At 48.4% G+C, this 25697-nt stretch carries 24 protein-coding genes and 1 pseudogene; 7 read left to right on the forward strand and 18 right to left on the reverse strand.

Annotated elements, in window-relative coordinates:
- Positions 1 to 7: 7 nt before the first annotated feature.
- The 3 genes from DESLBE_RS06395 to DESLBE_RS06405 all read right to left on the reverse strand — a co-directional run bounded on the left by DESLBE_RS06395 (position 8) and on the right by DESLBE_RS06405 (position 3427).
- Positions 8 to 1849, reverse strand: coding sequence for a M56 family metallopeptidase (locus tag DESLBE_RS06395; RefSeq protein ID WP_144678626.1), 1842 nt, complete (start codon positions 1847 to 1849; stop codon positions 8 to 10).
- Positions 1850 to 1851: 2 nt separating this feature from the next.
- Entirely contained in the window at positions 1852 to 2214 is a 363-nt protein-coding gene (locus DESLBE_RS06400) for a BlaI/MecI/CopY family transcriptional regulator (RefSeq protein WP_144675799.1), read from the reverse strand.
- Between the two features lie 127 nt (positions 2215 to 2341).
- On the reverse strand, positions 2342 to 3427 hold the full coding sequence (locus DESLBE_RS06405) for a helix-turn-helix transcriptional regulator (protein WP_144675801.1): 1086 nt from the start codon (positions 3425 to 3427) through the stop codon (positions 2342 to 2344).
- Between the two features lie 390 nt (positions 3428 to 3817).
- Between DESLBE_RS06405 and katG the strand changes: the two are divergent.
- A pseudogene (gene katG / locus DESLBE_RS06410) lies at positions 3818 to 6011 on the forward strand (catalase/peroxidase HPI).
- 135 nt (positions 6012 to 6146) lie between these two features.
- Complete coding sequence (locus tag DESLBE_RS06415; RefSeq protein ID WP_144675803.1) at positions 6147 to 7688, forward strand: hypothetical protein; 1542 nt, start codon at positions 6147 to 6149, stop codon at positions 7686 to 7688.
- Between the two features lie 167 nt (positions 7689 to 7855).
- Here the strand turns inward: DESLBE_RS06415 and DESLBE_RS06420 are convergent, their stop codons facing one another.
- Positions 7856 to 8263 (reverse strand): type II toxin-antitoxin system HicB family antitoxin, encoded by a 408-nt coding sequence (locus tag DESLBE_RS06420; RefSeq protein ID WP_005814123.1) that lies wholly within the window; start codon positions 8261 to 8263, stop codon positions 7856 to 7858.
- A 203-nt stretch (positions 8264 to 8466) separates the two neighbouring features.
- Here DESLBE_RS06420 and DESLBE_RS06425 point away from each other — a divergent pair, with 203 nt between their 5' ends.
- Positions 8467 to 9204, forward strand: a complete 738-nt coding sequence (locus DESLBE_RS06425) for a hypothetical protein (protein ID WP_144675805.1) — start codon at positions 8467 to 8469, stop codon at positions 9202 to 9204.
- 74 nt (positions 9205 to 9278) lie between these two features.
- The gene (locus tag DESLBE_RS06430; protein ID WP_144675807.1) at positions 9279 to 9806 is read left to right on the forward strand and encodes a GNAT family N-acetyltransferase; all 528 of its coding nucleotides are present in this window, start codon (positions 9279 to 9281) and stop codon (positions 9804 to 9806) included.
- A gap of 4 nt (positions 9807 to 9810) precedes the next feature.
- On the opposite strand, the gene DESLBE_RS06435 is transcribed toward DESLBE_RS06430, so the two are convergent.
- Positions 9811 to 10698: a radical SAM protein gene (locus DESLBE_RS06435; protein ID WP_144675809.1), complete on the reverse strand. Its 888-nt coding sequence runs from the start codon at positions 10696 to 10698 to the stop codon at positions 9811 to 9813.
- 208 nt (positions 10699 to 10906) lie between these two features.
- On the opposite strand from DESLBE_RS06435, the gene DESLBE_RS06440 reads away from it, so the two are divergent.
- Positions 10907 to 11341: a pyridoxamine 5'-phosphate oxidase family protein gene (locus tag DESLBE_RS06440; RefSeq protein ID WP_144675811.1), complete on the forward strand. Its 435-nt coding sequence runs from the start codon at positions 10907 to 10909 to the stop codon at positions 11339 to 11341.
- Between the two features lie 4 nt (positions 11342 to 11345).
- A complete protein-coding gene (locus DESLBE_RS06445) occupies positions 11346 to 11543 on the forward strand; it encodes a DUF4177 domain-containing protein (RefSeq protein WP_015943836.1) in 198 nt (65 codons plus the stop codon).
- Positions 11544 to 11643: 100 nt separating this feature from the next.
- On the opposite strand, the gene DESLBE_RS06450 is transcribed toward DESLBE_RS06445, so the two are convergent.
- The 7 genes from DESLBE_RS06450 to DESLBE_RS06480 all read right to left on the reverse strand — a co-directional run bounded on the left by DESLBE_RS06450 (position 11644) and on the right by DESLBE_RS06480 (position 18449).
- On the reverse strand, positions 11644 to 12447 hold the full coding sequence (locus tag DESLBE_RS06450) for an ABC transporter ATP-binding protein (RefSeq protein WP_144675813.1): 804 nt from the start codon (positions 12445 to 12447) through the stop codon (positions 11644 to 11646).
- Positions 12444 to 13493, reverse strand: a complete 1050-nt coding sequence (locus DESLBE_RS06455) for an iron chelate uptake ABC transporter family permease subunit (protein ID WP_144675815.1) — start codon at positions 13491 to 13493, stop codon at positions 12444 to 12446. Before DESLBE_RS06455 ends, DESLBE_RS06450 begins: the two co-directional genes overlap by 4 nt.
- Positions 13490 to 14488: an iron ABC transporter permease gene (locus DESLBE_RS06460; protein ID WP_011459473.1), complete on the reverse strand. Its 999-nt coding sequence runs from the start codon at positions 14486 to 14488 to the stop codon at positions 13490 to 13492. The genes DESLBE_RS06455 and DESLBE_RS06460 overlap by 4 nt, the downstream gene beginning before the upstream one ends.
- On the reverse strand, positions 14485 to 15546 hold the full coding sequence (locus DESLBE_RS06465) for an iron-siderophore ABC transporter substrate-binding protein (RefSeq protein ID WP_172625517.1): 1062 nt from the start codon (positions 15544 to 15546) through the stop codon (positions 14485 to 14487). The genes DESLBE_RS06460 and DESLBE_RS06465 overlap by 4 nt, the downstream gene beginning before the upstream one ends.
- 238 nt (positions 15547 to 15784) lie before the next feature.
- Complete coding sequence (locus DESLBE_RS06470) at positions 15785 to 16276, reverse strand: MarR family transcriptional regulator (protein ID WP_015943832.1); 492 nt, start codon at positions 16274 to 16276, stop codon at positions 15785 to 15787.
- Positions 16277 to 16293: 17 nt separating this feature from the next.
- Positions 16294 to 16617 (reverse strand): multidrug efflux SMR transporter, encoded by a 324-nt coding sequence (locus tag DESLBE_RS06475; RefSeq protein WP_015943831.1) that lies wholly within the window; start codon positions 16615 to 16617, stop codon positions 16294 to 16296.
- Positions 16618 to 16730: 113 nt separating this feature from the next.
- On the reverse strand, positions 16731 to 18449 hold the full coding sequence (locus DESLBE_RS06480; RefSeq protein WP_144675819.1) for a methyl-accepting chemotaxis protein: 1719 nt from the start codon (positions 18447 to 18449) through the stop codon (positions 16731 to 16733).
- Between the two features lie 428 nt (positions 18450 to 18877).
- Between DESLBE_RS06480 and DESLBE_RS06485 the strand changes: the two genes are divergently transcribed.
- Positions 18878 to 19606, forward strand: a complete 729-nt coding sequence (locus tag DESLBE_RS06485) for a class I SAM-dependent methyltransferase (RefSeq protein WP_144675821.1) — start codon at positions 18878 to 18880, stop codon at positions 19604 to 19606.
- Here DESLBE_RS06485 and DESLBE_RS06490 read toward each other — a convergent pair.
- The 6 genes from DESLBE_RS06490 to DESLBE_RS06515 form a co-directional block, all read right to left on the reverse strand.
- Positions 19569 to 20618 (reverse strand): AbrB family transcriptional regulator, encoded by a 1050-nt coding sequence (locus tag DESLBE_RS06490; RefSeq protein ID WP_144675823.1) that lies wholly within the window; start codon positions 20616 to 20618, stop codon positions 19569 to 19571. The two genes, DESLBE_RS06485 and DESLBE_RS06490, sit on opposite strands and share 38 nt — an antisense overlap.
- A gap of 66 nt (positions 20619 to 20684) precedes the next feature.
- Complete coding sequence (locus tag DESLBE_RS06495) at positions 20685 to 21674, reverse strand: D-2-hydroxyacid dehydrogenase (protein ID WP_144675826.1); 990 nt, start codon at positions 21672 to 21674, stop codon at positions 20685 to 20687.
- Positions 21675 to 21764: 90 nt separating this feature from the next.
- The gene (locus tag DESLBE_RS06500) at positions 21765 to 22790 is read right to left on the reverse strand and encodes a tripartite tricarboxylate transporter substrate binding protein (RefSeq protein ID WP_144675828.1); all 1026 of its coding nucleotides are present in this window, start codon (positions 22788 to 22790) and stop codon (positions 21765 to 21767) included.
- A 36-nt stretch (positions 22791 to 22826) separates the two neighbouring features.
- Complete coding sequence (locus tag DESLBE_RS06505; protein WP_058491567.1) at positions 22827 to 23465, reverse strand: hypothetical protein; 639 nt, start codon at positions 23463 to 23465, stop codon at positions 22827 to 22829.
- Positions 23466 to 23467: 2 nt separating this feature from the next.
- Positions 23468 to 24190, reverse strand: a complete 723-nt coding sequence (locus DESLBE_RS06510) for a 4Fe-4S binding protein (protein WP_144675830.1) — start codon at positions 24188 to 24190, stop codon at positions 23468 to 23470.
- A 10-nt stretch (positions 24191 to 24200) separates the two neighbouring features.
- On the reverse strand, positions 24201 to 25670 hold the full coding sequence (locus tag DESLBE_RS06515; protein WP_172625518.1) for a tripartite tricarboxylate transporter permease: 1470 nt from the start codon (positions 25668 to 25670) through the stop codon (positions 24201 to 24203).
- Between the last annotated feature and the right edge of the window lie 27 nt (positions 25671 to 25697).

The raw sequence follows: 25697 nt of genomic DNA on the forward strand, positions 1-25697 counted from the left end.
GCCTTGTCTACTCCGCGGGATAAGGCGGGAGCCCCTGCCCGCCTCCTCCTGTACCGATGCCTATGATCGCATAAATATCCTCGTAAGCATATTGCACTCTCAGTTCCCGATAATTATCCGGCCAGGTCCCCTTGCCTTGGGCACCCTCGGCAGGATTGAAATAGTCATCGTGATCGGTGGTAAAATCATAGTGCACAGCAACGGCAAACTCCTGGCTGTCGCCGGCCAGGATGGAGAGGTTATTAAGCTGATAGGAGGCAATGCGTTCTTCCACGGGAGTCTTTTCACTCATCCGCAAGGCCATATAGGTCTCAAAAGCGGCTTGCCCCAGTACGAGCAAATCCGTTTCGACAGATGAAGAAAAGATCAACGGTTCGGCAGATAAAAATGTCAGCGGCTCATCTGATGGAACGTCACTTGCATGAGCCTCTTCCCATGGATAAGGATAAGGCAAACTGCTCTCAGCCATCACCCAAACAAGGTGATGGTTTATTCCGTCGGAGTCACCGTCTGTGTAAACGAACCGGACCGTTGCCGACAATCTCCCCTCTTTCTGGCGGTATTCCAGATAGCGAAGCCCTTGCTCTCTGTCCTGCCACCCCCTCTTGCCTTGACCAAACACTTCCATAACCTGCTCAATACTCTTTAGCTTATGGGGAATATACGCCGCCCCTTCCCCCTTATGGAGGGTCACCACGGGAATATCCGCTCCGTCATAGACGTTGACGAACAATTTAATCAACCGTCCGGTATTCTCATCCGCACTATAACGCCCTTCCTCAAAATTAAAATCGTAACCGTCTTTAACCTGCAATGGTTCGATGGGCGTAAAAGCCGAGGTATCCATTTCCTGTGTATCCGCACCGAGCATAAAACCATTGACGCTGAAATTATAAAAATCATAATCGCCGGTGCCGCTGTTGGCCTGATTCGCCGCCAGTCCTATACTCAAAGCCGCGACGAGCACTGTCGTCACCGTGACGACCCAGGTAGAGGGCTTTTTATAGTTCAGCACGTTCTTGATTCTCGTTTTCACATTCCCTTCTCCGAAAGCCAGGGGGCTTCCGTTTATGAAACGCCGGCCCGCAGCCAGGGACAACAAGGACTGGGCATAGGGTTTCTTCATTTCCTGGTCCATTGTCTTCAGCACCTTTTCATCACAGGAAAGCTCCATATCCCCACTCATCAGCAGGAACGCCACCCAGACCAGGGGGTTAAACCAATGGAGGGCTAGAATGAGGAAAGCGAAGGGTTTCACTAGATGATCAAACCGTTGGATATGAGTCTGCTCATGAAGAAGGATATATCTCCGCTCTTCTTCCCGCAATCCGATCGGTATGTAGATTTTCGGCCGGAAAACTCCCAGCACAAAAGGTGTCCTCAGATTGTCGGCTTCATAGATATTGCCCTCGGAAAACACCGCCCCCTGCAGCCGCCTCTTTAGCAGGACAATGGATACAAAGCTATAAAGCAACAAGGCGGCCATCCCTATCAGCCAGAGGTAGCTGCCGAACATCAGCCACACTTCCGAGTGATAAGCCTGGGTGGTGACAGGGTAGCCGTTGGCTGCATCGCCGACGACACGAAGAGCTGCACCGACAGCGGAGTCCAAAGAGACATTCTCCCCTAGCGGAGCTGTCTGAGGTATGGGCTGGGCTTTGAAGGGAATCAGGCTGAAGACACTCTCAAAGGAAAAGGGAAAGATCAGCCTGAAACCCGCTGTCCCCCAAAGAGCATAGGAAATAGCTTTCGGCGCTTTCTTCAGGAAAAGCCGCGCCAGCATAATAGCGGCAATGACATAGCTCCCGGTCAGGCTCATGTTCAACACGGTAAGGAACAGCTCTTCCATCATCACTCCTCCTTATGCTCGTCGATCAGCCTCTTCAATTCGTCAACCTGATCATCGCTCAATTTCCTGCCCCCGATAAAGGCGGTCAGGAACCTGGGCAGAGAGCCGCCAAAAGCGTCCTCCACAAACCGTCTGCTTTGCTTAGCATAAAAGGCATCTTTTTTGATCAGCGCAGTCACCACGGCCTGCTGATTTTGAAAGATGCCCTTTTCACACAAATTCTTCAGCACCGTATAGGTGGTGGACTTTTTCCAGTTCAGTTCTTTTTCGCACAGCTTTACCAACTCACCGGAGGGAATTGGCTCATGCTGCCAAACCAACTCAGCAAATCTCCCTTCGCTCTGGGATAATTTATCCTCTTTCATGACAGAGCCTCCTCGGTCTATATTCTATAGACTTATATTTTGAGTCTATAGAATATAGACCTCTTTGTCAAGAAAATAATGCCTAATGAATTGAGAGGCATATGACCCTTTGTCCAAACCCAATCGATTATTCACGAAACGTATGGGTTTGAGTTTCAATGACTTCCCGTAGTTGATGAACGATCTGAAGGTATCGGAGCTCCTCTTTTAAGGGGGCATATTCTTTATCTATTAAAATAGTTTGGGCCAGCACTTTTTTCACGTAGGAGGGGTCTTGGAACTTCTCTGTGACCCGGTTAAAAACAGGACTCTTAGCATAATCATAGCTTAACTCCAGGATATGCTGTGTATATTCTTCCAGATAAGTGAGGGCGGCTTCCTTATCCCCTCTTGCCACCATAATTTTTATCATATCAGCATAGGCAATTTCCCTGGAGATGCCCAGGAGCTTGGTTATTTCCAGGTTTATTTGGGCAAGAGTGCAGGCCTTGTCCATATCTTCCTGCTCCCGGGCAAAAGCGCCTAAAAGACTTAACCCCTGGCTGACACGGGAAACATACCGCCTGATATTCTCCTGAGTCAGCTTCATGGCTTCCTCATTTTTTCCGCGCAAAGCATAGATTGAGGGATAGAGAAAATCAGGGTCTGTTTTTAACTTTGGCAAACTATCCAGCAATTCTTCTGCCCGGTCAAGCTCATTAAGCATGGTATAAAACCCCACCAGAATAAGAGTTGCGTGGTAAGTGAATTTCGGATAGCCCGACAACAGCACCTCCTCATACAGGATGGCGGCTTGACGGTAATAGCTTTGAATGTCTTCTTTACCCAGATCAATCTTCATGATCATAAAGCTTTGAAATAAATTGCCCAGATAGAACTTTAGCGGAATGCTGTTGGGGAATTCCTGCAGAAGCTTTTGACAATACTTCCAGCCGGCATCAAATCCCTCCGCCTCGTATAGCGAGGTGGCTTTTTGGGTGAACCCGCTCACATCGTCATCAGATAACTCATTTTGGTAAGAAAACAATTCGTCCACTGTCGTGTTCAGAGCGCGGGCGATGGGAGGAAGCAAGGTTATATCGGGATAGGTTGCTCCCGTTTCCCATTTACTCACCGCCGGTGTCGAAACCCCCACGGCCTGAGCCAGTTGTTCCTGTGTCCATGATTTCTCTTTGCGTTTGGCTGTAATCACCTTACCCATATCCAGGTTCATACCATTCTCTCCTTTTTATAAACATAAGCTTCTTTGATCTGTCTTTATTGTAGCAATGACAGCATTCTAAAAACAACGGACGCGTGTTTAACCTAAAGGCAGAAAAAGTTAACCATCAGGAACTATGGAGTTTTCATTTGTCAATTACTTGGACAAAAGATCATCACCGCTAAAAATCTGCTTCGCTCCCTAGAATGAAGAGGAGAATAAGCATGAAATGGAGAAGAAGTATAACTATTATTCAGTTTTAAGCTGATCTTTAATCTTGCAATCTTTATAGTTTCAGTTATAATAAATATAAAGTTATAATGATTATAATTTGCATTAATCTTCCACCTTAAAGATTAATGCACTTTTTCTCAAAAATCTATTATTGAAGGAGGTCATTTAATGGAAGAAAAGAAATGCCCCGTAACCGGCCATACCCAGCACACCCCTACTGGCGGTGGGACCAAGAACAAAGACTGGTGGCCAAATCAATTAAATCTCAACATTCTTCATCAAAACTCTGCTTTGGGCAATCCCATGGATCCGGACTTCAATTATGCTGAAGAATTTAAGAAACTTGACCTGGCAGCCGTAAAGAAAGATCTTTATGCCTTAATGACCGATTCCCAGGATTGGTGGCCTGCCGATTACGGCCACTACGGGCCTCTCTTCATCCGGATGGCCTGGCACAGTGCGGGAACATACCGTTTGAACGACGGACGGGGCGGCGCCGGAGACGGAACCCAGCGCTTTGCTCCCCTCAACAGCTGGCCGGACAATGTGAATCTGGATAAGGCCCGCCGTTTGCTCTGGCCTATTAAACAGAAATATGGAAAAAAAATCTCCTGGGCCGATCTGATGGTCCTGGCCGGCAATTGTGCTTTGGAATCCATGGGCTTCAAGACCTTTGGCTTCGCCGGCGGCCGCGAGGATGTTTGGGAACCTCAGGAAGATATTTATTGGGGCTCTGAAGGAGAATGGCTGGGCGACCAGCGCTATTCCGGGGATCGGGATCTTGAGAACCCTCTCGCCGCAGTACAGATGGGCCTGATTTATGTTAACCCGGAAGGTCCCAATGGACAGCCCAGTGTCCTGGCTTCCGGCCGCGACGTGCGGGATACCTTTAAACGTATGGCTATGAATGATGAAGAGACTGTGGCCCTGGTGGCCGGCGGACACACTTTCGGCAAATGCCATGGCGCCGGTCCTGCCTCCCATGTTGGTCCGGAGCCGGAAGCCGCTCCTCTGGAAGAACAGGGGCTGGGCTGGAAAAGCACCTTCCGCAGCGGCAAAGGTGGGGATACCATCGGCAGCGGCATCGAAGGGGCCTGGAAACCCCAACCCCACCACCTGGGATATGGGTTATTTAGAGACCTTGTTCAAATACGACTGGGACCTGGTGAAAAGCCCCGCCGGAGCGTGGCAGTGGGTTCCCACTGACCCGGCTGCAGCAGATACGGTGCAGGATGCCCATGACCCTGCCAAGCGGCATGCGCCCATGATGACCACAGCAGACCTTTCCCTGCGGATGGACCCGATTTTTGGACCGATTGCCAAGCGATTCCGGGATAATCCTGAAGAGTTCGCCGACGCTTTCGCCCGGGCCTGGTTCAAGCTGACTCATCGCGACATGGGACCCCGCTCCCACTATTTGGGCCCGGAAGTTCCTGAGGAAGAACTGATTTGGCAGGACCCGGTGCCCCCAGTGGATCATGAACTGATCGACGAACAGGATATTACCGAGCTCAAAGCCAAGATCCTGGCCTCCGGCCTTTCCGTCTCCCAGCTGGTCTCCACCGCCTGGGCTTCCGCTTCCACCTTCCGGGGTTCGGATAAACGGGGCGGCGCCAACGGAGCGCGGATCCGCCTGGCACCTCAGAAAGGTTGGGAAATCAATCAACCGGCTCAGCTGGCCGAGGTATTGGCGGCACTGGAAGGGATCCAGACTGAGTTCAACAGCTCCCAATCCGGAACAAAGAAGGTTTCTCTGGCCGACTTAATCGTCCTGGGCGGTGCCGCCGCTATTGAGCAGGCTTCCAGGAACGCCGGCCACACTCTGGTCGTTCCCTTTACACCGGGCCGCACCGACGCTACTCAGGAGCAGACCGAGATCTATTCCTTCGCTGTTATGGAACCGAAAGCCGATGGTTTCCGCAACTACCTGAAAGGCAAATCTTCTGCACCAGCAGAGGAAATGCTGGTTGACCGGGCCCAACTGCTGACCCTGACCGCCCCGGAAATGACGGTTCTCCTCGGCGGCCTACGGGTTTTGAATGCCAATTACGGCCAATCCAAGCACGGTGTCTTCACCCAACGTCCGGAAACTCTCACCAACGACTTCTTCGTTAATCTCCTCGACATGGGTACCGAATGGAAAGCCGTATCGGAAGAAAAGGCTCTCTATGAGGGCCGGGACCGGGCCACAGGCGAACTGAAATGGACCGGCACCCGGGTTGATCTGGTCTTCGGTTCCAACTCCCAACTGCGGGCCCTGGCGGAAGTCTACGCCTGCAGCGACTCTCAGGATAAATTCCTCCAGGATTTCGTATCCGCCTGGAATAAAGTAATGAATGCCGATCGCTTCGATTTGGCCTAAAACAACAGCAGATTAGATCTGAAATAACCGCCCCAGATGGCGGTTATTTCTTTTGGGCGATCTGTTGCTCCTCTTTCTTTCCTGCAGTAGAATTGGCTTATAAAAAACCTTTTACGGAAAGGAGCGCTGGTTTTCATGATCGACTTCAAGCTGCCGAAAAAGCTCATTGTTTTTTCTATGACTTTAATCCTTGTTTCAGGCTGTGCAGATATATCAATGAACACTCTTCCCATTCCATCAACAGGCACGCCATTGGCCCGGCAGGACGGGGCCCAAGACAAGCCCCTTCTTACCTGGGAAGCCGTTAAGGAACTGACGGCCGGAAGCCTCAGCTACTCAGAAATCCGGAATTCCTTCTATTTCAAGGACATAGGCTCCGGTTTATATGTAATCAGCTTCCCTATTAAAGAGGGGCCTGAGTTTTCCCTCAGTGCGAGCTCCACCGGCCCGGACGCTGCGCCCTTGTCGATAATGCTGCATTGCGAGCCTGCAGGCCTTTCCCTTAAACTGAACCCGGAAAACCTTGGCCTCATGTTGGACTTGTCCAACAACAGCGATACGCTGCAGAGGATCCATCAACTGTTTAACAACGGAATTCCGGTTCCCCAGGATGCCCAAACCTACGGCAACCTTATTTATCTGACCGGCAGGGCTCTACAGGAAATCCTTCGGGATTACCATGCTATGCTGCTTCGCTACGGCTGGGAGCCGGCAGACACTCTCGGCCTGAAACAGTTTTATAAAAAGACCATCGATGGGAATGAGCTGCTTATCTCCGTAGCGTACATACCGGAAAACGGTTCTCAGGATACGGAGAACCTCACAGTGATCCGGTTTAATATAGAGCCTTTACCAACCGCGCCAAACCGTCTTATACACGATGAACAGGATGTGCAGGCACTGGTGGAAGCCTTCGGGAAAAGGATTCAGGCCGTCTCCATCACAGCCCCTCCCAACACTGCGGCTGCCGGCATTACCGAACATTACAGCGACTATGTAACACCCGAGCTGCTGCAACAATGGCAGACTGATCCGCAAACGGCTCCGGGCCGCCTGGTTTCCAGCCCCTGGCCCGATCGTATTGATATTCTGGCAACAGAAATGTATAAGCCGGACCAATGCACAGTTCGCGGGGAGATCATCGAGGTCACCAGCGTAGAAATGGCACAGGGTGGAGCTGCCGCCAAGCGCCCGGTGGAAATTGCTTTGCGGCAGATAAAAGGCCGCTGGTTTATCAGCGGCGTGCGCATGGGCGAGTACATCCAGACCGGCCCTGTTGTTTATGAAAATACCCGCTACGGCTTTGCTTTCCATCTGCCGGAGACCTGGAAAGGATATAGCATCATCGCGGAGCAATGGCAGGGAACCCAAAACGGCGAAACTGCTGAAACCGGCCCCCTGCTTCTGATACGGCATCCAGAGTGGACCCGGGAACTTCCGCGCCAGGACATCCCGCTTATGGTCTTCACTCCCGAACAGTGGCAGGCCCTCCGGGAAGAAGGATTATCTGTCGGTGCAGCCCCCATCGGTCCCCGTAAGCTGGGAGGTAATTCCCGCTACATCTTCGCCATACCGGCCCGCTATAACTATGCCTTCCCTGCGGGTTATGAAGAAGTAGAGGACATTCTTCAAAGCAGTCCTCTGTGGCCTTTACGACAACCTGCATTCCCTCAGTGAAAAGCTATGTTCTACATCCTCATCTGCCTGGAAAGCCGTTCAGAAGCTCTGAGCCTGTTCCTCCTTCGGGGCGTCCGGCGGAACAGGCCTCTGTGTGTAACTCAGATTGGCAAGCGCTTGCCAATCTGGCAAGGGGGACTGTGGGGAGCTATACTCCCCTCTCTCCTTTAATCGGGAATTCCCAGCTCATCCATTATCCCTACCCTGAGGATTTCGAGGAAATTCACGTCATTTTCTTCCCCCAGCTCCTTTAACCATCTAGGGATCATGATACATTTGGGAACGGATTTCTTATCAACGTCCTGCCGTACCATCAGCGTATCAGCTTCCAGCATAATGATCTCAGCGCCTTCCCGCTTTGGCCAATTCGCGGAATCGGAGGCTTCCGGGATTTGTTTCTTGGCTTTTTCCATATGATAGAGATGCATCCCCAGAGAAAGTTCCGCCTGGTGAAAAGCGTCTTCCGGGGTTTCCCCCTGACAGATCAGATCCGGCAGATCCGGGAAAACGACGATATATCTGCCCGACAGGGTATTGCGCTCAACAATGGCCGGAAAAAGATAGTGCGTGATCATGTTACCGCGTCCTTTTAATTTTAATCGATTTACTTATAGACTATGTGGCCAAGGGCTTAAGTGTGACAAACTCAACAACGGATTGCTGTCCTGCGGAAAATTATTGCGGAAGTATGGCAGGAAATGTAGTATAATTTTCCTGATAACAATGACAGCTGATGTCAGGAAAATCTATAGTTAGCCATATGTGTGCTGGAGGGAAAATGGTAAGTTTAAAAAGCTTCTTTCAAAAATATCTGTTTGCAATAACTGTCTTTATCGGTTGGATTATTACTGTTTATTCGCTCTATTTTATAAAATACAAAATGTTTGGCGGAGCGATCGAAGTTCTTCTCTTGTATGTGATAATTTTTCCACCAATAATTGCTATAACTGATTTTTTAGCAAAGCCCAAAGAAAATGAAAATAAAACAAAAAAGAAAATGGGCCTTGTTTTAGATGTGATTGCTGTATGTATCCTTACCTGGGCCTTCTTTATATCTCCGTATGCAGTAGGACTTTATGCTATTTCAACAATTGCCTTAATTTTAATCCTATTATCTCGTTTCCCGAGATTGCAGGCAAAGCTCAAAAACAAAGCTAATCAAAAGGAACGCTCTGTTTTTGTATTATCTATTTTTGCTATTTTGATTATTGTTCCCCTTGTTTTTACTTCTGCAGCAGGAATAAAAACGATCCGGAATACGCAAATCTTGCTGGAAAACACTCATTATACGGATACAGCGTATGTTGACATCATTAATAACAAAGCAGCTTTAGCTATTGTTTTTGAGGGAAAAACCACCGTAACTGATGGCACACAAGATGATTTGGGCTTCTATTTATTTAAAGCAAGCAAAGACAATAAGGAGTATGCTATCGCCGTGAATATTTTAGGGGGAGACATCGTCGGAGAAGTTTTGCTGGAGGGCAATCCCTACATACATTATTACCTTCGCTAGCCTTTACCTTATGAGCAAGTAATTCCCTTAATACAGCATGAGCAGATTGATCTAACTAGCAAAGGATATACTTTATGCACATTATCATTGAAAAAGGGCTTAAAACGGATATAGAAGAGCTGGCGTTGCTTTATGATGAATTGAATGATTATCTTGCCAGTGGTGAAAATTATCCAGGCTGGCGAAAAGGCATCTACCCTACTCGTGAAAATGCCATCGAAGGGATTGCCAACGGGCACCTCTACGTTGCCAGAGCATCCGGGAAAATAGCTGGGTCGATTATTCTCAACCATGAGCCGGTACCTGCATACCACGGGGCGAACTGGGAAATCGACGCTGATTATTCGGAAATTTTTGTAGTCCATACCTTTGCCGTCCACCCTGCCTATTTGGAAAAAGGTATTGGCTCAAACTTAATCGAATTTGCGGTACAGCACAGCATAAATGAACATATCAAATCCATTAGGCTTGATGTCTATGAGCATAACCTTCCAGCGATCAGACTCTATGAAAAAAGCGGCTTTACCTATGTGGGTACCGTAGATTTAGGGCTGGGCCATTACGGACTGGATTACTTTAGATTATATGAAAAAGTGCTGTAGCGGCTCACTCAAACAAGGAAAGCTGCTCCAGCCGGCAAGGCCCTTTGTAACCCGCTATGATATCTGGCATGTTATAAAGAATCCCGTATTGGTCGCATTTATCCTGAAATAAACGCCACAATTCTCTGGCCTTAAGGGAACGGCACTCATAAGCGTTCCCATAGGTTTCTATGTACTTTTCTTTAAGGGATGGAAACAATTCATCCAATTTTTCATAATACCATGCCCTTTGATTCTGTCTTAAGGTTACCCCGAAGGCGGGATAGATAAATTTTGCACCCTTTTGATGAGCAAGTTCAATAATCCGGCTGATATTTTCCTCCGTATCCTCAATAAACGGCAGCACAGGCATTAATAAAATACCGGCAAAAATCCCTTCCTGAGTCAGCTTCTCGATTGCTTCAAGCCGCCGGGAGGAAAGAGCCGCATGGGGTTCAATTTTACGGCACAGCAAATCGTCGGCAGTGGTCACCGTCATCTTGACCAGCACCGGTGAATGCTTGCCTATCTCCTTAAGGAGTTCTCTGTCCCGGACAATCAGATCACTTTTTGTGGCAATTGCTGCTCCAAATCCGTACCGATGGATCAGCTCCAAGGCACCTTTTGTCAGCTCATGCTTTTTTTCAAATGGGTTGTAGGGATCACTCATGGCTCCTGTGCCGACAACACCCTTTTTGCGCTTTGACATGAGCTCGCGCTCAATCAAGGCAAGGGCATTTTCTTTAGCCCTTACCTCATCGAAATCATCCACTCTGTAACATTCGCTCCGGCTGTCACAGTAAATGCAGCCATGACAGCAGCCCTTGTAGATATTCATCGTATAATTGCAGCCGAACCAGGGGTTGTTTTCAGCATACCCGGATAGGATTGTTTTGGCGGGAATAAATTCCATCTTTATTGCAGCTCCTTAGGCAGTATCCTTGCCCTGCCCCACATCTATATCCTTTTAGATATATTACATAACATCATTATAGCTTTTTTACCTATGATGGAACAATAAGCAAACGGTCAAACGATACCTACAAAAAAACGAGCAATTTACCATGGGGAAATGATGAGTTATAATTGCCTTAAATAGGCTGATAAGGGGCTGATAAAGCATGATGAAAGATATAAAACAGACCATCGGCAATTTGATTGATAAGCAAAATGTTTCTTTTATAGGTTCGGTTGATGAGGAAGGATTTCCGAACTTAAAGGCCATGCTGCCGCCGAGAAAAAGAGATGAGCTTAAAACTTTCTATTTCACAACCAACACTTCGTCAAAGCGTGTGGCTCAATACCGTGAGAACCCCAAAGCATGTATCTATTTTTGCGATAAAAGATTCTTTCGCGGCGTCATGCTTAAGGGTGTGATGGAAGTATTGGAAGATGCGGCCAGCAAGGAAATGATCTGGCAAGAGGGTGACACTATGTACTATCCTCAAGGTGTTGCCGATCCAGACTACTGCGTATTGAAATTTACGGCAAATACAGGACGGTATTATGCTAATTTTAGTTCGGAAGATTTTATTATTGAAAGCATAGGGGGATGAGACTATGGAAAGTTTCGAGTACAAAACATTGTTTACGGATGCAAAAGGAATATTAGGAGGTAAAGTTGACCAAAATGCCTTCCAAAATGAATTAAACCAATTGGGTTTACAGGGATGGGAACTGGTAAGCACCGTGGCTGCCGCTCAAAGTTACGGCAGTACAAGGTGGATTATCTCGACATTTAAACGCAGGATAAGGTAAGTAAGTTGTTTGCCAATTTGGAGCAGAAAATCCCTCAAACGCAGTGTTTTGAGGGATTTTGCTTTTTGATAACCAGAATATAAATCTTTACTTTAACCTTCTAAGCAGTGATATGATATCTTCCCCGCGGTACAATAAAGGGTGAACCGGATACCGGGTCCCGGGCCACCACACAGTCCAGTCCAAAGACCTGTTTCATCAAATCTGCGGTGATAATCTTCCCAGGAGCTCCCTGGGCAATCAGATTCCCTTGATGAACCGCAAAGATATAATCCGCATAGCGGGCCGACAGGTTGATATCGTGAAGGACCATGACGATAGTGGTCCCCCGCTTCCGATTCAGATCCGTCAGCAGATCCAGAATTTCCACCTGATAGGTGATGTCCAGAAAGGTAGTCGGTTCATCCAGGAGCAGAATATCTGTCTGCTGGGCGAGAGCCATGGCGATCCAGACCCTCTGACGCTGGCCTCCCGACAATTCATCCACACTGCGGTTGGCAAGTTCTGTGATTCCCATAATCTCCAGAGCCTCTTCCACAGCCTCATAATCCTTTTTCCCTAAGCCCTTAAGAAAGCCCTGGTAGGGAAACCTTCCCCGGGAAACCAGGTCCGCCACGGCGATTCCTTCCGGGACCACCGGAGACTGGGGAAGCAAGCCCAGAACCCGGGCCAGCTGTTTGGGGGGAATGGTGCTGATGGGCTTGCCGTCAAGAGCAACCTCACCGGAAACAGGTTTGATCAGCCTGGCCAGAGTTTTTAACAAGGTGGATTTACCACAGGCATTGGCTCCGATGATCACACTGATTTTATTGCTGGGAATCACCAGATCGATGGTATTGAGAATAATTTTATGATCATAACCGGCCACCACATGGCTGGCCGAAAGTACAGGTGTTTTTTTCATGCAGCTCCTCCGGTTCGATTCATACGGATCAATAAATACAACAGATAAGGCGCACCCAGGATTCCAGTAATAATCCCTACTGGAAAACGGATGTCAAAGACAAACTGCCCAATACTATCTGCCAAAAGCACCAGGGCTGCTCCTGTCAGACCTGCTGGCAGGATATTTGAGGAACCCGGGCCTGCCAAACGGCCGGCGATAGGACCGGCCAGGAAAGCCACAAAGGCGATGGGACCCGTGACGGCTGTGGCATAGGCAATCAAGAAAACAGCGCTGAGCACCAGGGCCAAACGGATCCGGTCCGTCCTCAACCCCAGGGTGATAGCGGACTGGTCTCCCAGTTCCAGGATCTTCAGCTGCCTGCTCAGCAGAACCAACACACTGCCAAAGCTCAGCACCACCAGGAAAAGCCCCGGCATAGACTTCATTTGCATGCCGTTTAAACTGCCGCTAAGCCAGCGCAGGGCAGCTGGCACATCGTATTGATTGGCTCTCAGCAGCAAGAAAGAGATCAAGGAGTTCAGCATAGCCTGAACGCCAATGCCGATCAAAATCAATCGTCCCCCGGAAAAACTCCCTCTCCGGGAAAGCATGTAGATCAGGAAGGCCACAGCCAGCCCTGTGGTGACTGCCGCTAAAGAAACCAAGGGGCCGCTTATTTTCAAGATAATAATACAGAACACGGCGGCCAGACTGGAGCCGGAAGCCACCCCGATAATATCCGGGCTGGCCAGAGGGTTTCTGAGCATGGTCTGAAACGTCCTTCCCGCCATGCCAAAAGCCATGCCCGCCAGCAGTCCGGCCAGCATCCTGGGCAGCCGCAACGTGCCGATGGCAAAGGTAGCCCCTTTGATCTGTTCACCTAAAAGAACCCTGATGATCTCCCCCAAAGAATAACGGGTATTGCCCAGATAGAGCATCGTCCCACACAGGAACAAGGTCAGGATTAATAAGAGCAGGGTCACCACGGCAATGCGGACCCGTCGGCGGTAAAAGCCCTCTTGGACAGGATTTGGTTGCTTTATACTCAACTCATGTTTAATCATAAGGAACGCACCTTCGTTCTCATGGCGATCATAATCAGAATCGGCGCTCCCAAAAAGGCCGTGACAATCCCGGCTTCCAGTTCACTGGGCTGACCCATGAGCCTGCCGATAATATCGGAAATCGTTAAAAGCATAGCCCCTCCCAGTGCCGACATGGGAATAATGACCTTCATATCCGGCCCGCAGATCAGCCTCATGGTATGGGGGATCATCAAACCGACAAAGGCGATGGGCCCCGCCAGAGCTGTTGTGGCACCACAAAGCAGCACTCCCGCCACTGCCCCGGCAATCCGGATCATTCCCGTATTTACCCCTAACCCTGTGGCCACATCATCCCCCAAAGCCAAGGCATCCAGGGCCGGGGCTGTCAGCATGCCAATGCTTAACCCCAGAGCCAGAAAGGGGGCCACTGCCAGAATTCCTTCCCAGGTAGCGCCACTGACACTGCCTACCTGCCAAAACCGGAAGGCATTCATAACCTCGGTCCGGGGAAGGATCACGGCGCTGACCAAAGAGGATAAAGCCGCGCTGGTAGCTGCTCCCGCCAGAGCCAGCTTGATAGGAGTCGCTCCTCCATAGCCCAGGGAGCCGATTCGATAAACAAAGACCGCCGTCACTAAAGCCCCCATTAAAGCAAAGCCAATATATTGACCGGCAGTGCTGATCTGAAAGAAAGCGATTCCGCTCACCACAAACAGAGAGGCACCGGTATTCACCCCTAAAATACTGGGATCGGCAATGGGGTTGCGGGTAATGGCCTGCATGAGAGCACCGGCCACCCCCAGAGAGGCCCCGGCAAGCAAGCTGAACACCGTGCGGGGAATCCGCTCCCGAACCACCAGAGCGTCAAAGGAATCACTGCCGGAGTAAAACAAAGCCTTGATCACTTCATCCAGACCCACATTGCGTGAACCCAAGGCCAGAGAAGCCCCTATGCACAACACTACACCCAGCACACCGGCGATCGCCAGGATCATTGTTTTTCTTAATTTCATCGCACCCGGTCAGCGGCTTTGCCAATGATGCTTAAGTAATCATCGATGGTAGCCGGAATGGACAGAGCACTGGGAGTACCGGAAGCAGCCAGGGGAGTTCCATCCTCAATCATAGCCACTGAACCTCTCTGAATGGCAGGCAATGTACCCATCAGCGGATCGGCCTGCAGGCTTTTCAGCAAGGCTTCATCACCATAGGCAATGATTATATCCACGTCTTTCAGGATATCCACATTCTCCGCACTCAGTTCAATGGCAAAGCTGGCAGAGTCTTTAGCAAGTTCAGCTACACTTTCCGGAACCTTTAACCCCAGATCCGTCAGATAAGCAGCTCGGGGATCCGTGGGCAGATAAACATAGAACTTGCCTAAATCGGTGGGGATAAAATAGAAGAAGGCCGCATTCTTGCCGGTCATCTGAGGATAGGCAGCAATTTTTTTAGTGATCAGCTTTTCCAGCTCAGAGACCAGCTCCTCGCCTTCTGCCTCCATGCCCATTCCAGTGGCATCCATAACGATCTGATCACGCCAGTAAGTCTGCCAGGCCACGGTGGGATAGGCAACAACGGGAGCGATTTGATTCAATAAATCGTATTCTTCCTGGGTGATTCCTGAGTAAGCCGCCAGAATTACATCCGGTTGGACATCACTGATCGCTTCAAAATCCAAGCCGTCGGTATCGTTAAACAGAACAGGGTTCTCTACACCCAGCTTTTTAAACCCTTCCAGCGTCCAGGGCAGCAAACCGCTGTCGTCGGTCACCCCATAATTGGCCTTGGACACCCCCACTGGAATCACACCTAAAGCTAAAGGTATATCCTGGTTCCCCCAGGAAATGGTGGCAACCCGTTCCGGTTTGCTTTCAATCACGGTCACACCAAAGGCATGCTTAATCCTTAGGGGATACGTCACTTCCCCCTGCTCAGAACCTGTGCCGGCTGATACCCCTTCGCCCCCCGGCAGATTATCCCGCCCGGATGGACCACTTGTCGAACACGCAGTTATTGATAATGATAAGGCAATGACTAAAATCGAACCCATTAGTTTTTTTAATTTCATCATGTCTTAACTCCCCTCTTCGTTTCAGTCATATCTACTTTCCACACTAGTTAGCTTTCGCTAACTGATACAGATTATCATTCCCGATTATTTTTGTCAAGCCTCCTTAGCTACCGGCAAGGCCGCCGGAAAGGTTGCTAACGCCTGAGCATGAGCCGATAAGGTTGGGGAAGCCTGTGCAAACACTATAAAAAAACCGCTTGGAATGAGCTGTTCCAAGCAGTTAACCTGTTCTCTTCTAGCGGGGCGGGCAGGAGGTTTTATGAGAAGCTTTGCTCAAAGACCCTGCCAGCAAAGCAAATGTCTCCGAGATCGCCAGACGCTTTTCCGGCGCAATGCTGGCGAAGGCCTCTAACTCCATGGCTTTGAGTTCATCCAGCAGACCGCGGGCATAGCGGGCTCCTTGCTCCGTAAATTTGACAATCTTGTTCCTGCGATCGCTGGGATTGGGTTCCCGCACAATATATCCCTTTTTCTCCAGTCCGGAAAGGACAATGGAAACCGTTTGCTTCGGCAAAAAAAGCTTGCTGCCGATTTCATTCTGGGTACAAAAAGGTGCACCGGTATCAATGACCTGAAGTATGAATACCGTCGTCTCATTGGTATTATGTTTCTGCGCCCATATACGGTAGATATCGTTAATCTGGAACCAAAAATCATAATAGGCATCAATTTGTTCCAGCATTTTATCATCCACAGCAATCGTCTCCTTATCAATCGTCTCCTTCATAAATGATGCTCAACTGATTAATGAGCCGTACCGCCCAGGTTCAAACCCACTACCCCTGCTACAATCAGGACGATGGATACGACTTTCAGGGTAGTGACGGTTTCTTTGAACACTGCTATTCCTATGGCCGATATAACCACAATCCCCACTCCGGACCATACGGCATAGGCGACGCTGACCGGTATTTTCTTTAAGGCCAGGGCGAAGGAACTAAAACATAAAACATAGGCCAGAAACATCCCTAAAGTTGGCAGCATTTTCGTCAGTCCCTCGGACATTTTCATCAGTGTTGTCCCCAAAATTTCCAGTAAAATAGCCAGGGCTAAATAAATCCATTGCATAGGAATCCTCCTCATACTATATAATAGTCCAGATATGGACCATTATATAGTATGAGTTTAAGACAGATTTGTCAATGTGCACTGCACTTTTTTCCACTTTGAGACTTTACACTTTAAACTTTAAATTTATGTATACTTGCCAGCAACTCCGCTGCCATGCTGGAAAGATTTTGGCTTGAAGCGGCTATTTGTTCCACCGAAGCAGTTTGTTCCTGGGTTGCCGCTGAGACGGTATGAACATGTTCCGCAGTATCCACACTGATCTCTGAAATCTCGTGAACTGAAGCCGCGATTTGCTGGCTCCCATCAGCCACATGCTGGATTGCCAAAGCGATTTCTCTCATTTTCCCGGATACCTGATTGATTAGAGTTACAATATCTGCAAAAGCGACTCCCGCATTATTCACCACTTCCGTACCGATTTTCACTTCATGGCTACCGGCCTTCATAGCGGCCATAGCTTTTTTCGTACCTTCCTGAACTTCTCTGATCATTTCAGCTATCTGCTTGGATGCCTTCTGTGACTGTTCAGCCAATTTCCGGACCTCATCCGCCACCACTGCAAATCCTCTTCCGCTTTCACCCGCCCGGGCGGCCTCAATGGCTGCGTTCAAGGCCAACAGATTGGTCTGAGCAGCGATTTGGGATATTGCCGTAACAATCTGATCGATTTCATCGGATTTTTCTCCCAACTTGGCAACCATTTCTGCAGAGGTTTCCACTGTTTTTTCGATATTTCTCATTTGACTGACCGCGGAACTGATTGCTGTTCCTCCGTATGAGGCGGATTCATCTGTTTTATCCGATAATGTAACCACTTGGTTGGTGTTCACCGCTATTTGTTGTATATGGGCTGATATTTGCTCAAAAACTCTTGAAGTCTCATTGATTTGAGCTACCTGTTTTTCCGCTCCCCAAGCCACGTCTTTAATGGCATCGGCAATCTGGTTATTGGCATAGGCCGATTGTTCTGAGCTGGCCGATAGCTCTTCCGCAGAAGAGGACACTATATTGGCCGAATCGGCTGCATGTGTGACAAGCTCTCTCATCTTAACCAGCATAGTATTGATAGCTGTCCCCAGTTGACCCGCTTCATCGGCGGCGTCGACTTTCACTTGCTCTATATCCAGATTTCCCTCCGCTACCTGCCCTATTTGCTTTACTGCGGCAGCCAGGGGTTGGCTGATCGTCTTTGCTGCCATCAATCCTACCGTCAAGGACACGACGATAGCAATAAGCGTAATTGTCAAAATCATTTTCTTGGCCATATCCCGGCCGGCAAGGGCGTTATTCATTTCCTGATCAGCCTTTTGGCTTTTGTAATCAGCTAATTCATTGAGAGCAGAATTTATGTCCATCATCAAGGGCGCCGCATTTTCGGTGAACTGGGCATAAGCAGTGGTTTTTTCCCCACTGGCCGCCAAATTCAGGACCTTTTCATGGACAGTCCCATAAGCATCAAGATTCTTGGTGATCGATGCAAGTTTTTCCGACTCAAAAGAATCAAGAGTGGTTCCTTTATATTGGCTAATCAAAGTTTGAATTTCCGCAATGGTTTCGTTTATTGTCTTCAATTCTTCGTCCTCTGTTGCCTGATCCTGATCGGTCAACATAATTTTCATGGACAATTCTTCAACCAACCTGTTGTCAGCCCGAACTTGATTAAGCCATTTCACGGGCAACAGATTATTACTGTACATATCTGTAATCTCTGAACTCACAACATGGGTATAACTATAGCCTACTCCCCCAACGCTAAGGATAAACAGACTCATGAGAAGGATTATGCTGATGATTTTTTTAGCAGTAGTTAAATTGCGAAGCATTTGCATAGGAAACCTCCAACTCTTTCATTTTTCCTGTGGATTTAACTTAAGTAAATTTCATATGATCCTGTGCGATGCAATCCTTCCTTTTTCCTTTATTTTCTTATTGTTAATTATACGATCAGAGGATAAATACTCCCTGAGCAGGGACTGAAGATTTGCTGAAGATATGCCCCTTCATTAAATGTCTCTCTATTCTTTCTATAAAATAAAGAAAACTCACCGTTCTTTCTCCCTCCGGTGAGTTGCAAATTTAATTTCATCTCAGTTAATATTAAAGCATATACACTTCCTCCGCCCCGGCCAGCCGTTTTTCCCAATGCATTTCAGATAGTACAGCATTCACCGAGTAAACCTTAAGAAAACTTCAGAAGGAATTTAGAAGCAAAAAACAGAACTTACATGTAACTATTAGAACGCGAGGGTGATCACCAATGAATGAAGCACTTTTTGACCCCGTTGCCGCCCATTATGATTCCTGGTATGATACCGAGCTGGGCTCCGTATCCGATCAAGTGGAACGCCGCCTGGCCCAGTCCATGTTCAAAGCCCCGGGGCCCCAGGTTCTGGAGATCGGCTGCGGCACCGGGCAATATACAAGCTGGCTCCTTCAGGAAGGCTACGAGGTCACTGCCGTGGATATTTCCGGGAAAATGATGGCGCTGGCCCAAAAGAAAATCGCGGCTCTCCAGGAAACCACATCCCAAGTCAAGCCTGTACACTGGTGGCATGCCGATATTACCAAAATTCTGGACCAACTGGAGACCTATGATGGGATTTTTTCCATGACCGCCTTTGAATTCGTCCCGGAACCGGAAAAGGTCCTGCAAAAACTTTTCAGCCGCTTAAATCCTGGGGGCTGCCTGCTGATCGGGCTGATCGCCGGAGAAAGCGCCTGGAGCGACTACTATGAGGAAGCAGCATGCCGGAAACCTGCTTCCGTCTTCGCCCGCGCCGCCCTTTATACCAAAGAGGAGATAGCGTCCTGGCAACTCAGTGTCCCTGCTGAAATCGGAGAATGTCTTTTCTTCCCGCCCCATATTCAGACGGCGGCCGAGGCTCTGGCTCTGGAAGAGGAAAGAGCCGGAAATCCCGGGTTTGTGGTCGCCAGGTGGGTCAAGGGTCTCAAACAAAAAAGGGGGCCAGCAGCGGGATGCAGGTAATAATGATCAGCAAACGCACCAATTGCAGTATGCTGACCGTCACAGGATCGGCCTTCATCTCTTCCGCAGCCGCAAGCATTTGGCTCAGGCCGCCTGGAGCCGAAGCTAACAGGCATGTGATCATATCCCAATGAGTCAGGTGACGGATATACCAGCCGACGGCAAGATTGCTGAGGACAATTAAGAAAGAAAAGCCGATAATTGGCAGCAGCATCTCCTGAATCGTCCGGACTATCTCCGGTGAAAATTCCAGCCCAATGCTCATCCCAATTCCGATTAAAGCCATTTGCATGACACTATTCGGAAATATATACTGCTTTTTAAGCAGCACATTGGTTATAGCTAACGCGGCCATCGCTCCAACGACTCCACCCCCAGGAAAGTTCAAGGTCAGAAGGAGCAATCCCCCCAGGATGCCGATCAGGTAAAGGGGCAGGATTTGCCTGGTTTTTAATGAGCATTGCGGCTGCTCCGGAGGATCAGGCTTTTCATCAGCAGCCATGCCTTTCTTTTGTTGACGCCTATGCAGCCAGCGGGCGCTTAAAGGTACCACAGTGATAATAACCACTAAACGCACAAACTGATAGGTGGACACAATGGGCACCTCGGACCCATAAACTAAGGCCAGCACAGTCATTTCCGAGATTCCGCCGGGAGCAGCGGCAAAAAGAGCCGTTGTCCCATCAGGTATGAATTGATAAATAACCAAAGCCATTCCGAATGTTGACAGCAAAGTCCAGGCTGCAATAATCAGAGACGGTCGTAACACCTTACGCAGATCCGCCAGCTTCTGATCATTGATTCTCGCACCTAAAGAAAGACCAATAGTGATTTGTAATATATTCACCACTGTCAGGGAGAATTCAGGGAGACCTCCCCCTAAAACCTGATATATTCCCAGGCTCATCATCGGTCCCATAATGGATGGTGCCGGAAAATTGATCTTCTTAAACAAACCATAGCCTGCAACAGCCAGGCCAACCATCAAGCCCACTTTTGATAAAAAAAACATTCTTCTTCCTCATTTTACATCAAGCCTCACACCGGTTCTTCTTTCCGGTGTGAGGCTTGCAAAATTCTACGATAACTTGACCCTATTGATTGGCTTATTATCCAAATAAGCTTTAAGGTTCTCTATGGTCAGGGCCATAATTCTGGCCCTGGCTTCCTTGGTAGCCCATGATATGTGCGGCGTAATGATACAATTCTTAGCCTTTAGCAGTGGATTGTCCTGTGAAGGCGGTTCCACGGCAAGCACATCCAGGCAGGCGCCTGCAATTCTACCAGTGCTTAGAGCTTCGTAAAGATCGTTTTCCACAACAAGTTTTCCCCTGGAGGTATTGATTAGTATCACATTCCTTTTCATTTGAGCAATAGTGTCTTTATTGATAATTCCTGTGTTCTCAGGTGTGAGTGGGCAATGAAGTGAAATCACGTCTGCTTGTGCAAATAACTGGTCAAGCTCTACATACTTAAAGTCAATAGGGAGATTCTCCAGTTTAAACCTATCATAAGCCAAAACCTCCATACCCAGAGCATTAGCAACCTTAGCGGTTTGTTGGCCTATCCGCCCAAACCCGATAATACCCATCTTTTTGTTGGCTAACTCCATTAATGGGTATTTCCAAAAACACCAATCCAAACTTTCTGACCATGCCCCTCCCTTGACAAGATCATTGTGTTTTTGGACATTGTTGCACATTTCCAGCAGAAGGGCAAATACCGCTTGAGCAACGGAAGCGGTTCCATAGGTAGGTATATTGGTTACCAATATGTTATTGTCACATGCATATTTTATATCAACAATATCGTATCCTGTGGCCGTTACAGATATATATTTTAATTTCTCCAGCTTCGTTAAGACATTTTCTCTTAAAGGGGTCTTATTGGTCAATAATACTTCAGCATCTTTGGCACGTTCATAGATTAATTCTTCCGGTGTTCTGTCGTATACTGTTAGGTCGCCAAGGCGCTCTAATTCCTGCCAGGATAAATCACCGGGATTCAAAGTATAGCCGTCAAGCACCACTATATTCACTGGCGCACTCCTCCCATTCTTTATATTCATAATCGCCCTCAAAACCAGTGTGGAAAGGCGCCCAGCGGAGGACGCCTTTTGGGTTGTAAAATTTTTGGTTGTAACATTATTGCCCGAGGGTTACTTGATAAGGCCGAGGGCCTTAAGAACCTTGGCGTGGAATTCATTTTGTTCTTCCAACTCCTGGCTGAATTCAGCATGGTCCATAAAGCCAGGACTGATAACATTGGCTTTTAAGTAACCTTCCTGCCACTCAGGGGAATCATACACCTGCTTGCAGACATCTTCCCAGTAAGCTATCGCTTCTTCGGGAATACCTCCCGGAGCTGCGAAACCTCTGAACATGGGGTAATCTACTTCAGGATAGCCTTTTTCAATAAAGGTTGGGGTATCCGGAGTCAGGGACAGCCTCTCGCTGCTGATGGTGGCCAGTAATTTAAGATCCCCGTTATCCACATAATCCTTAGTCTCAGCCAGGTTACCCCAGATAGCATCAACATGACCGCCTAAAGCTGCTGTTACTGTCTCACCGCCGCCACCGAAAGCGACATAATTGAGCTTGATACCTGTGCCCTCTTCCAGGACTTGAGTCATGATGCTGTCAGCAGAACCGATGTTTCCTCCACCAAGGTTTAGTTTCAGCGGATTGGCTTTAGCATAATCGATAAACTCTTCAATGGTATTAAATGGTGATTTGGCCGGTACCAGTAAACCGTTGGAGTTGTCAACACCCATGCGGGCAATCGCTTCGAATTTTGTGTAGTCTACTTCAGCCATACCTTGCAAGGGTGTGGTAAGGAAAGGGGTGACCACAATCGTAAGATAATGAGGATCGCCATGCTGTTGTTTGCCTACATAATTATAGGCAACAGCACCGCCTCCCCCCGGTCTGTTTTCCACAACGATAGGTTTGGGACTTAGTCCTTTAGCAGTGGCAATTTCGGCAAATTTTCGGGCAAAGATATCGCTGCCCCCACCGGCACCGGCTTGAACCACGATGGTGACATTCTTAGTCGGAACCCAGCCCTCTGTCTCTTTGGCAGGATCTGAGGCTGCCGGAGCGGAAGAATTGCCGCAGCCTGCCAAGGCAACCATCACCAGAACCAAGCAAAGAAACACACTGATAGCCTTCTTACTCTTTTTCAATATAGAACCTCCTTTTTTTATCTATTCAAATGGGCATTAAGAATTCTGCAGTCCTTCTTCAGCCAATTCCTTCAGAACTTTAGCGGCCAGAGGCACATTATAAAGTGCACAATGACAGGGTTGTGCCAGGAATTTTGCCGCCTTAACAGGATCCTTGCCCTTTTTGACATCCTCAACAGCTTTTTTCACCAAATTGAAAGACACCATACCATGACCGCACATCATGCTGAGCATAAGATGCCTGCCATCAGGCAATTTATCCGTTTTACCCCAAACGCCCAGTGAATGGTTAACCGTATGAGGCTTTAAGCCCACCTCTTCGCAAATATCTCTGGTCTCTCCATCGACACCACACACTACGATTGATATGCCAAGGTCTGCTTCTTTCAGCTCCTTCAGGAAAGCAGCAACACTTTCCCGGGAATTAAAGGTAGCTGTACAGGTAGAGTTTCTATCCTGAATCTTCTCCAGCAATTCCGCCAAGGTGTGCCTGTAGATATGCCCCAGACGCAAGCTGCCCACATTAACAGCCCCAACATTTGAAGCCTTTTCCAAAAAAATCTTAACCTTGGGGCCGGAACCCTCCACATTAATGCACTTGGAAGGCATAATCAGGACCACAAAATCCTGTTGTCTCTCTTCTTCAGTACCCAATCTATGCAAAGTATGTGTCATGATCAGTTTCCTCCTTTAGCGGGAATTCTCCCCAATCCTACGTTAATCTTCGTTCTGTCAGCTACTGGAAATCCGCATTGCTTAGCTATGTCCTCTACAGGAGACTTGCCGTTTTCATCAAGAATAGAAATCAGTGAGACACTGAACACGGTATCGACTTCATCTGCCAGCTTCCTGAGCCTCTCCAGAACTTTAGGCAGAGCTTCAAGTGGGGCAGTAAATTCGACAATAGCGGATAAAACTTTTTCTCCTAGAGCATCGTCACGGAATTTACCGGTTTGGGTATCAACCATCAGCTGTGTCACAGGATTCACCGGCTCGAACTCTTCTGCATATTCGGCCAAAGCCATGGATACCTTTTCCACTTCAGTCAGTCTGGTTCCGATACCCGGTCTGCCCAGCTCGATACCCAGGCCAAACATTCCCGGCTTAAATCTGCCCGTAACGTCATTGGATTTCATTTCCTCAGTCCCACGGCCGGTAATACCGGTGGAGGCGTGAGGCACCAAAGGATTGCTGAATTCTGCCCTCAGGATCCGCGGCCAGGAAAGCTCATCCTGATAGAAGGCGCCTTTAGGGCATTTGGCACAATTGAGGCAGATACCACACTCCACACATTCGTCATGATCAATGGACATTGTTTCGCCGTCTTTGTATAGAACACCCATTGGGCAATAAGGTGCGCATAGTCCGCATCCGCTACATTTATTAACATCAATTTTCATGTTATCGCTCCTAAGCTTTTTTCTTTATAAATCTTCCTTTAATTAAAGGCCAAATAACGACCAGGATACTGATGATAATCAAGGTGCAGCTGATAGGGCTTGTGAAAAATACACCGAAGTCACCATGGGAAAGGGCCAAAGATCTCCGTAAAGACTGTTCTGTGATAGGACCTAATACTAAGGCCAGAACCAAGGGTGCTCCCGGATAATCCATCTTCTTCATGAAGTAGCCGACGATGCCGAAGAAAATCATGATCCAGACGTTAATCATGGTAAACTCGAGGCTGTAAACTCCAAGAATCAAAAAGATGACGATACAAGGCATCAAAATGGAATAAGGAACCTTCAGGACGCTGGTAAAGGCAGGGATGCCGACAAGATTAAGAATGACCAGCATGATATTGGCGAAATATAAGGAAGCGATAATGGTAAAGACAAATTCAGGATTATCTCTGAACAAGAGGGGACCGGGGTTCAGTCCCAGCATTAATAATGCTCCCAGCATAACTGCCGTTGTCCTTGAACCCGGTAGCCCAAGAGTGAGCAAAGGAACCATAGCACCCGAGGCGGCCGCATTATTGGCCGATTCAGGAGCGGCAACTCCTTCGATAGCGCCTTTGCCGAACTTTTCAGGATGCTTGGAGATCTTTTTCGCCGTACTGTAAGAGATAAACGAGGCAATGGTGGCGCCTGCCCCCGGCAGAACCCCAATAAAGAAACCCAGTATGGAACCGCGGCTTAAAGCACCTATAGAGTCTTTCATATCCTGCTTGGAAGGTAAGATATTGCGCAGGGTAAGTTTCATCTTTTGCATAGTAATCTTAATATCTTCCTCACAGTTAATTAAAACTTCCGATAGACCGAATAACCCCATAACCACCGGGATAAAATCTATACCAACCCACAAGGAAGGGATGCCAAAGACAAAACGCTGCTGACCGGTCATAATATCGGCACCGATTACCGAAAGAAAGAGACCGAGGAGAGCCATCATAAATCCCTTCGTCGCATCCTTTCCCGTCATACCGGCTAAGGTGGTCAGTCCCAGGACCATCAGACCAAAGTATTCCGGAGGACCGAATGAGACGGCAAACTTAGCAATGATCGGCGCTATCAGGGTAAGGGCGATCACTCCAACGGTCCCGCCTATAAAGGAGGCAATGGTTGACATCCCCAGGGCAGGTCCGGCCTTTCCCTGTTGGGCCAGGGGATAGCCATCCAGAGAGGTCATCACCGCTGCAGAATCTCCGGGGGTATTGATAAGAATGGCACTGATCGCCCCCCCGAACATAGCTCCGAAATATATTCCACAGAGCATGATCATTGCCGTACTGGGGGGCATGCCAAAGGTCATCGGCAGCAAGATGGCAACACCGGCCGCGGGGCCGAAACCCGGTAAGGCACCAATGATAACTCCCACAACTATACCAAGCAGACATACCATAATATTAGTGAAAGAGAGTGCCAGCTGAAAACCCATTAACAAATTGCTTATATTCTCCAAAAG

The organism is Desulfitobacterium sp. LBE, assembly GCF_007830365.1.
In the GTDB taxonomy this organism is placed as follows: Bacteria; Bacillota; Desulfitobacteriia; order Desulfitobacteriales; family Desulfitobacteriaceae; genus Desulfitobacterium; species Desulfitobacterium hafniense.

Coding starts and splice junctions, on each gene's coding strand:
- DESLBE_RS06395 (WP_144678626.1), bottom strand. CDS start 1,849: ATGGAAGAGCTGTTCCTTACCGTGTTGAACATGAGCCTGACCGGGAGC.
- DESLBE_RS06400 (WP_144675799.1), bottom strand. CDS start 2,214: ATGAAAGAGGATAAATTATCCCAGAGCGAAGGGAGATTTGCTGAGTTG.
- DESLBE_RS06405 (WP_144675801.1), bottom strand. CDS start 3,427: ATGAACCTGGATATGGGTAAGGTGATTACAGCCAAACGCAAAGAGAAA.
- DESLBE_RS06415 (WP_144675803.1), top strand. CDS start 6,147: ATGATCGACTTCAAGCTGCCGAAAAAGCTCATTGTTTTTTCTATGACT.
- DESLBE_RS06420 (WP_005814123.1), bottom strand. CDS start 8,263: ATGATCACGCACTATCTTTTTCCGGCCATTGTTGAGCGCAATACCCTG.
- DESLBE_RS06425 (WP_144675805.1), top strand. CDS start 8,467: ATGGTAAGTTTAAAAAGCTTCTTTCAAAAATATCTGTTTGCAATAACT.
- DESLBE_RS06430 (WP_144675807.1), top strand. CDS start 9,279: ATGCACATTATCATTGAAAAAGGGCTTAAAACGGATATAGAAGAGCTG.
- DESLBE_RS06435 (WP_144675809.1), bottom strand. CDS start 10,698: ATGGAATTTATTCCCGCCAAAACAATCCTATCCGGGTATGCTGAAAAC.
- DESLBE_RS06440 (WP_144675811.1), top strand. CDS start 10,907: ATGATGAAAGATATAAAACAGACCATCGGCAATTTGATTGATAAGCAA.
- DESLBE_RS06445 (WP_015943836.1), top strand. CDS start 11,346: ATGGAAAGTTTCGAGTACAAAACATTGTTTACGGATGCAAAAGGAATA.
- DESLBE_RS06450 (WP_144675813.1), bottom strand. CDS start 12,447: ATGAAAAAAACACCTGTACTTTCGGCCAGCCATGTGGTGGCCGGTTAT.
- DESLBE_RS06455 (WP_144675815.1), bottom strand. CDS start 13,493: ATGATTAAACATGAGTTGAGTATAAAGCAACCAAATCCTGTCCAAGAG.
- DESLBE_RS06460 (WP_011459473.1), bottom strand. CDS start 14,488: ATGAAATTAAGAAAAACAATGATCCTGGCGATCGCCGGTGTGCTGGGT.
- DESLBE_RS06465 (WP_172625517.1), bottom strand. CDS start 15,546: ATGAAATTAAAAAAACTAATGGGTTCGATTTTAGTCATTGCCTTATCA.
- DESLBE_RS06470 (WP_015943832.1), bottom strand. CDS start 16,276: ATGAAGGAGACGATTGATAAGGAGACGATTGCTGTGGATGATAAAATG.
- DESLBE_RS06475 (WP_015943831.1), bottom strand. CDS start 16,617: ATGCAATGGATTTATTTAGCCCTGGCTATTTTACTGGAAATTTTGGGG.
- DESLBE_RS06480 (WP_144675819.1), bottom strand. CDS start 18,449: ATGCAAATGCTTCGCAATTTAACTACTGCTAAAAAAATCATCAGCATA.
- DESLBE_RS06485 (WP_144675821.1), top strand. CDS start 18,878: ATGAATGAAGCACTTTTTGACCCCGTTGCCGCCCATTATGATTCCTGG.
- DESLBE_RS06490 (WP_144675823.1), bottom strand. CDS start 20,618: ATGTTTTTTTTATCAAAAGTGGGCTTGATGGTTGGCCTGGCTGTTGCA.
- DESLBE_RS06495 (WP_144675826.1), bottom strand. CDS start 21,674: ATGAATATAAAGAATGGGAGGAGTGCGCCAGTGAATATAGTGGTGCTT.
- DESLBE_RS06505 (WP_058491567.1), bottom strand. CDS start 23,465: ATGACACATACTTTGCATAGATTGGGTACTGAAGAAGAGAGACAACAG.
- DESLBE_RS06510 (WP_144675830.1), bottom strand. CDS start 24,190: ATGAAAATTGATGTTAATAAATGTAGCGGATGCGGACTATGCGCACCT.
- DESLBE_RS06515 (WP_172625518.1), bottom strand. CDS start 25,670: ATGGGTTTTCAGCTGGCACTCTCTTTCACTAATATTATGGTATGTCTG.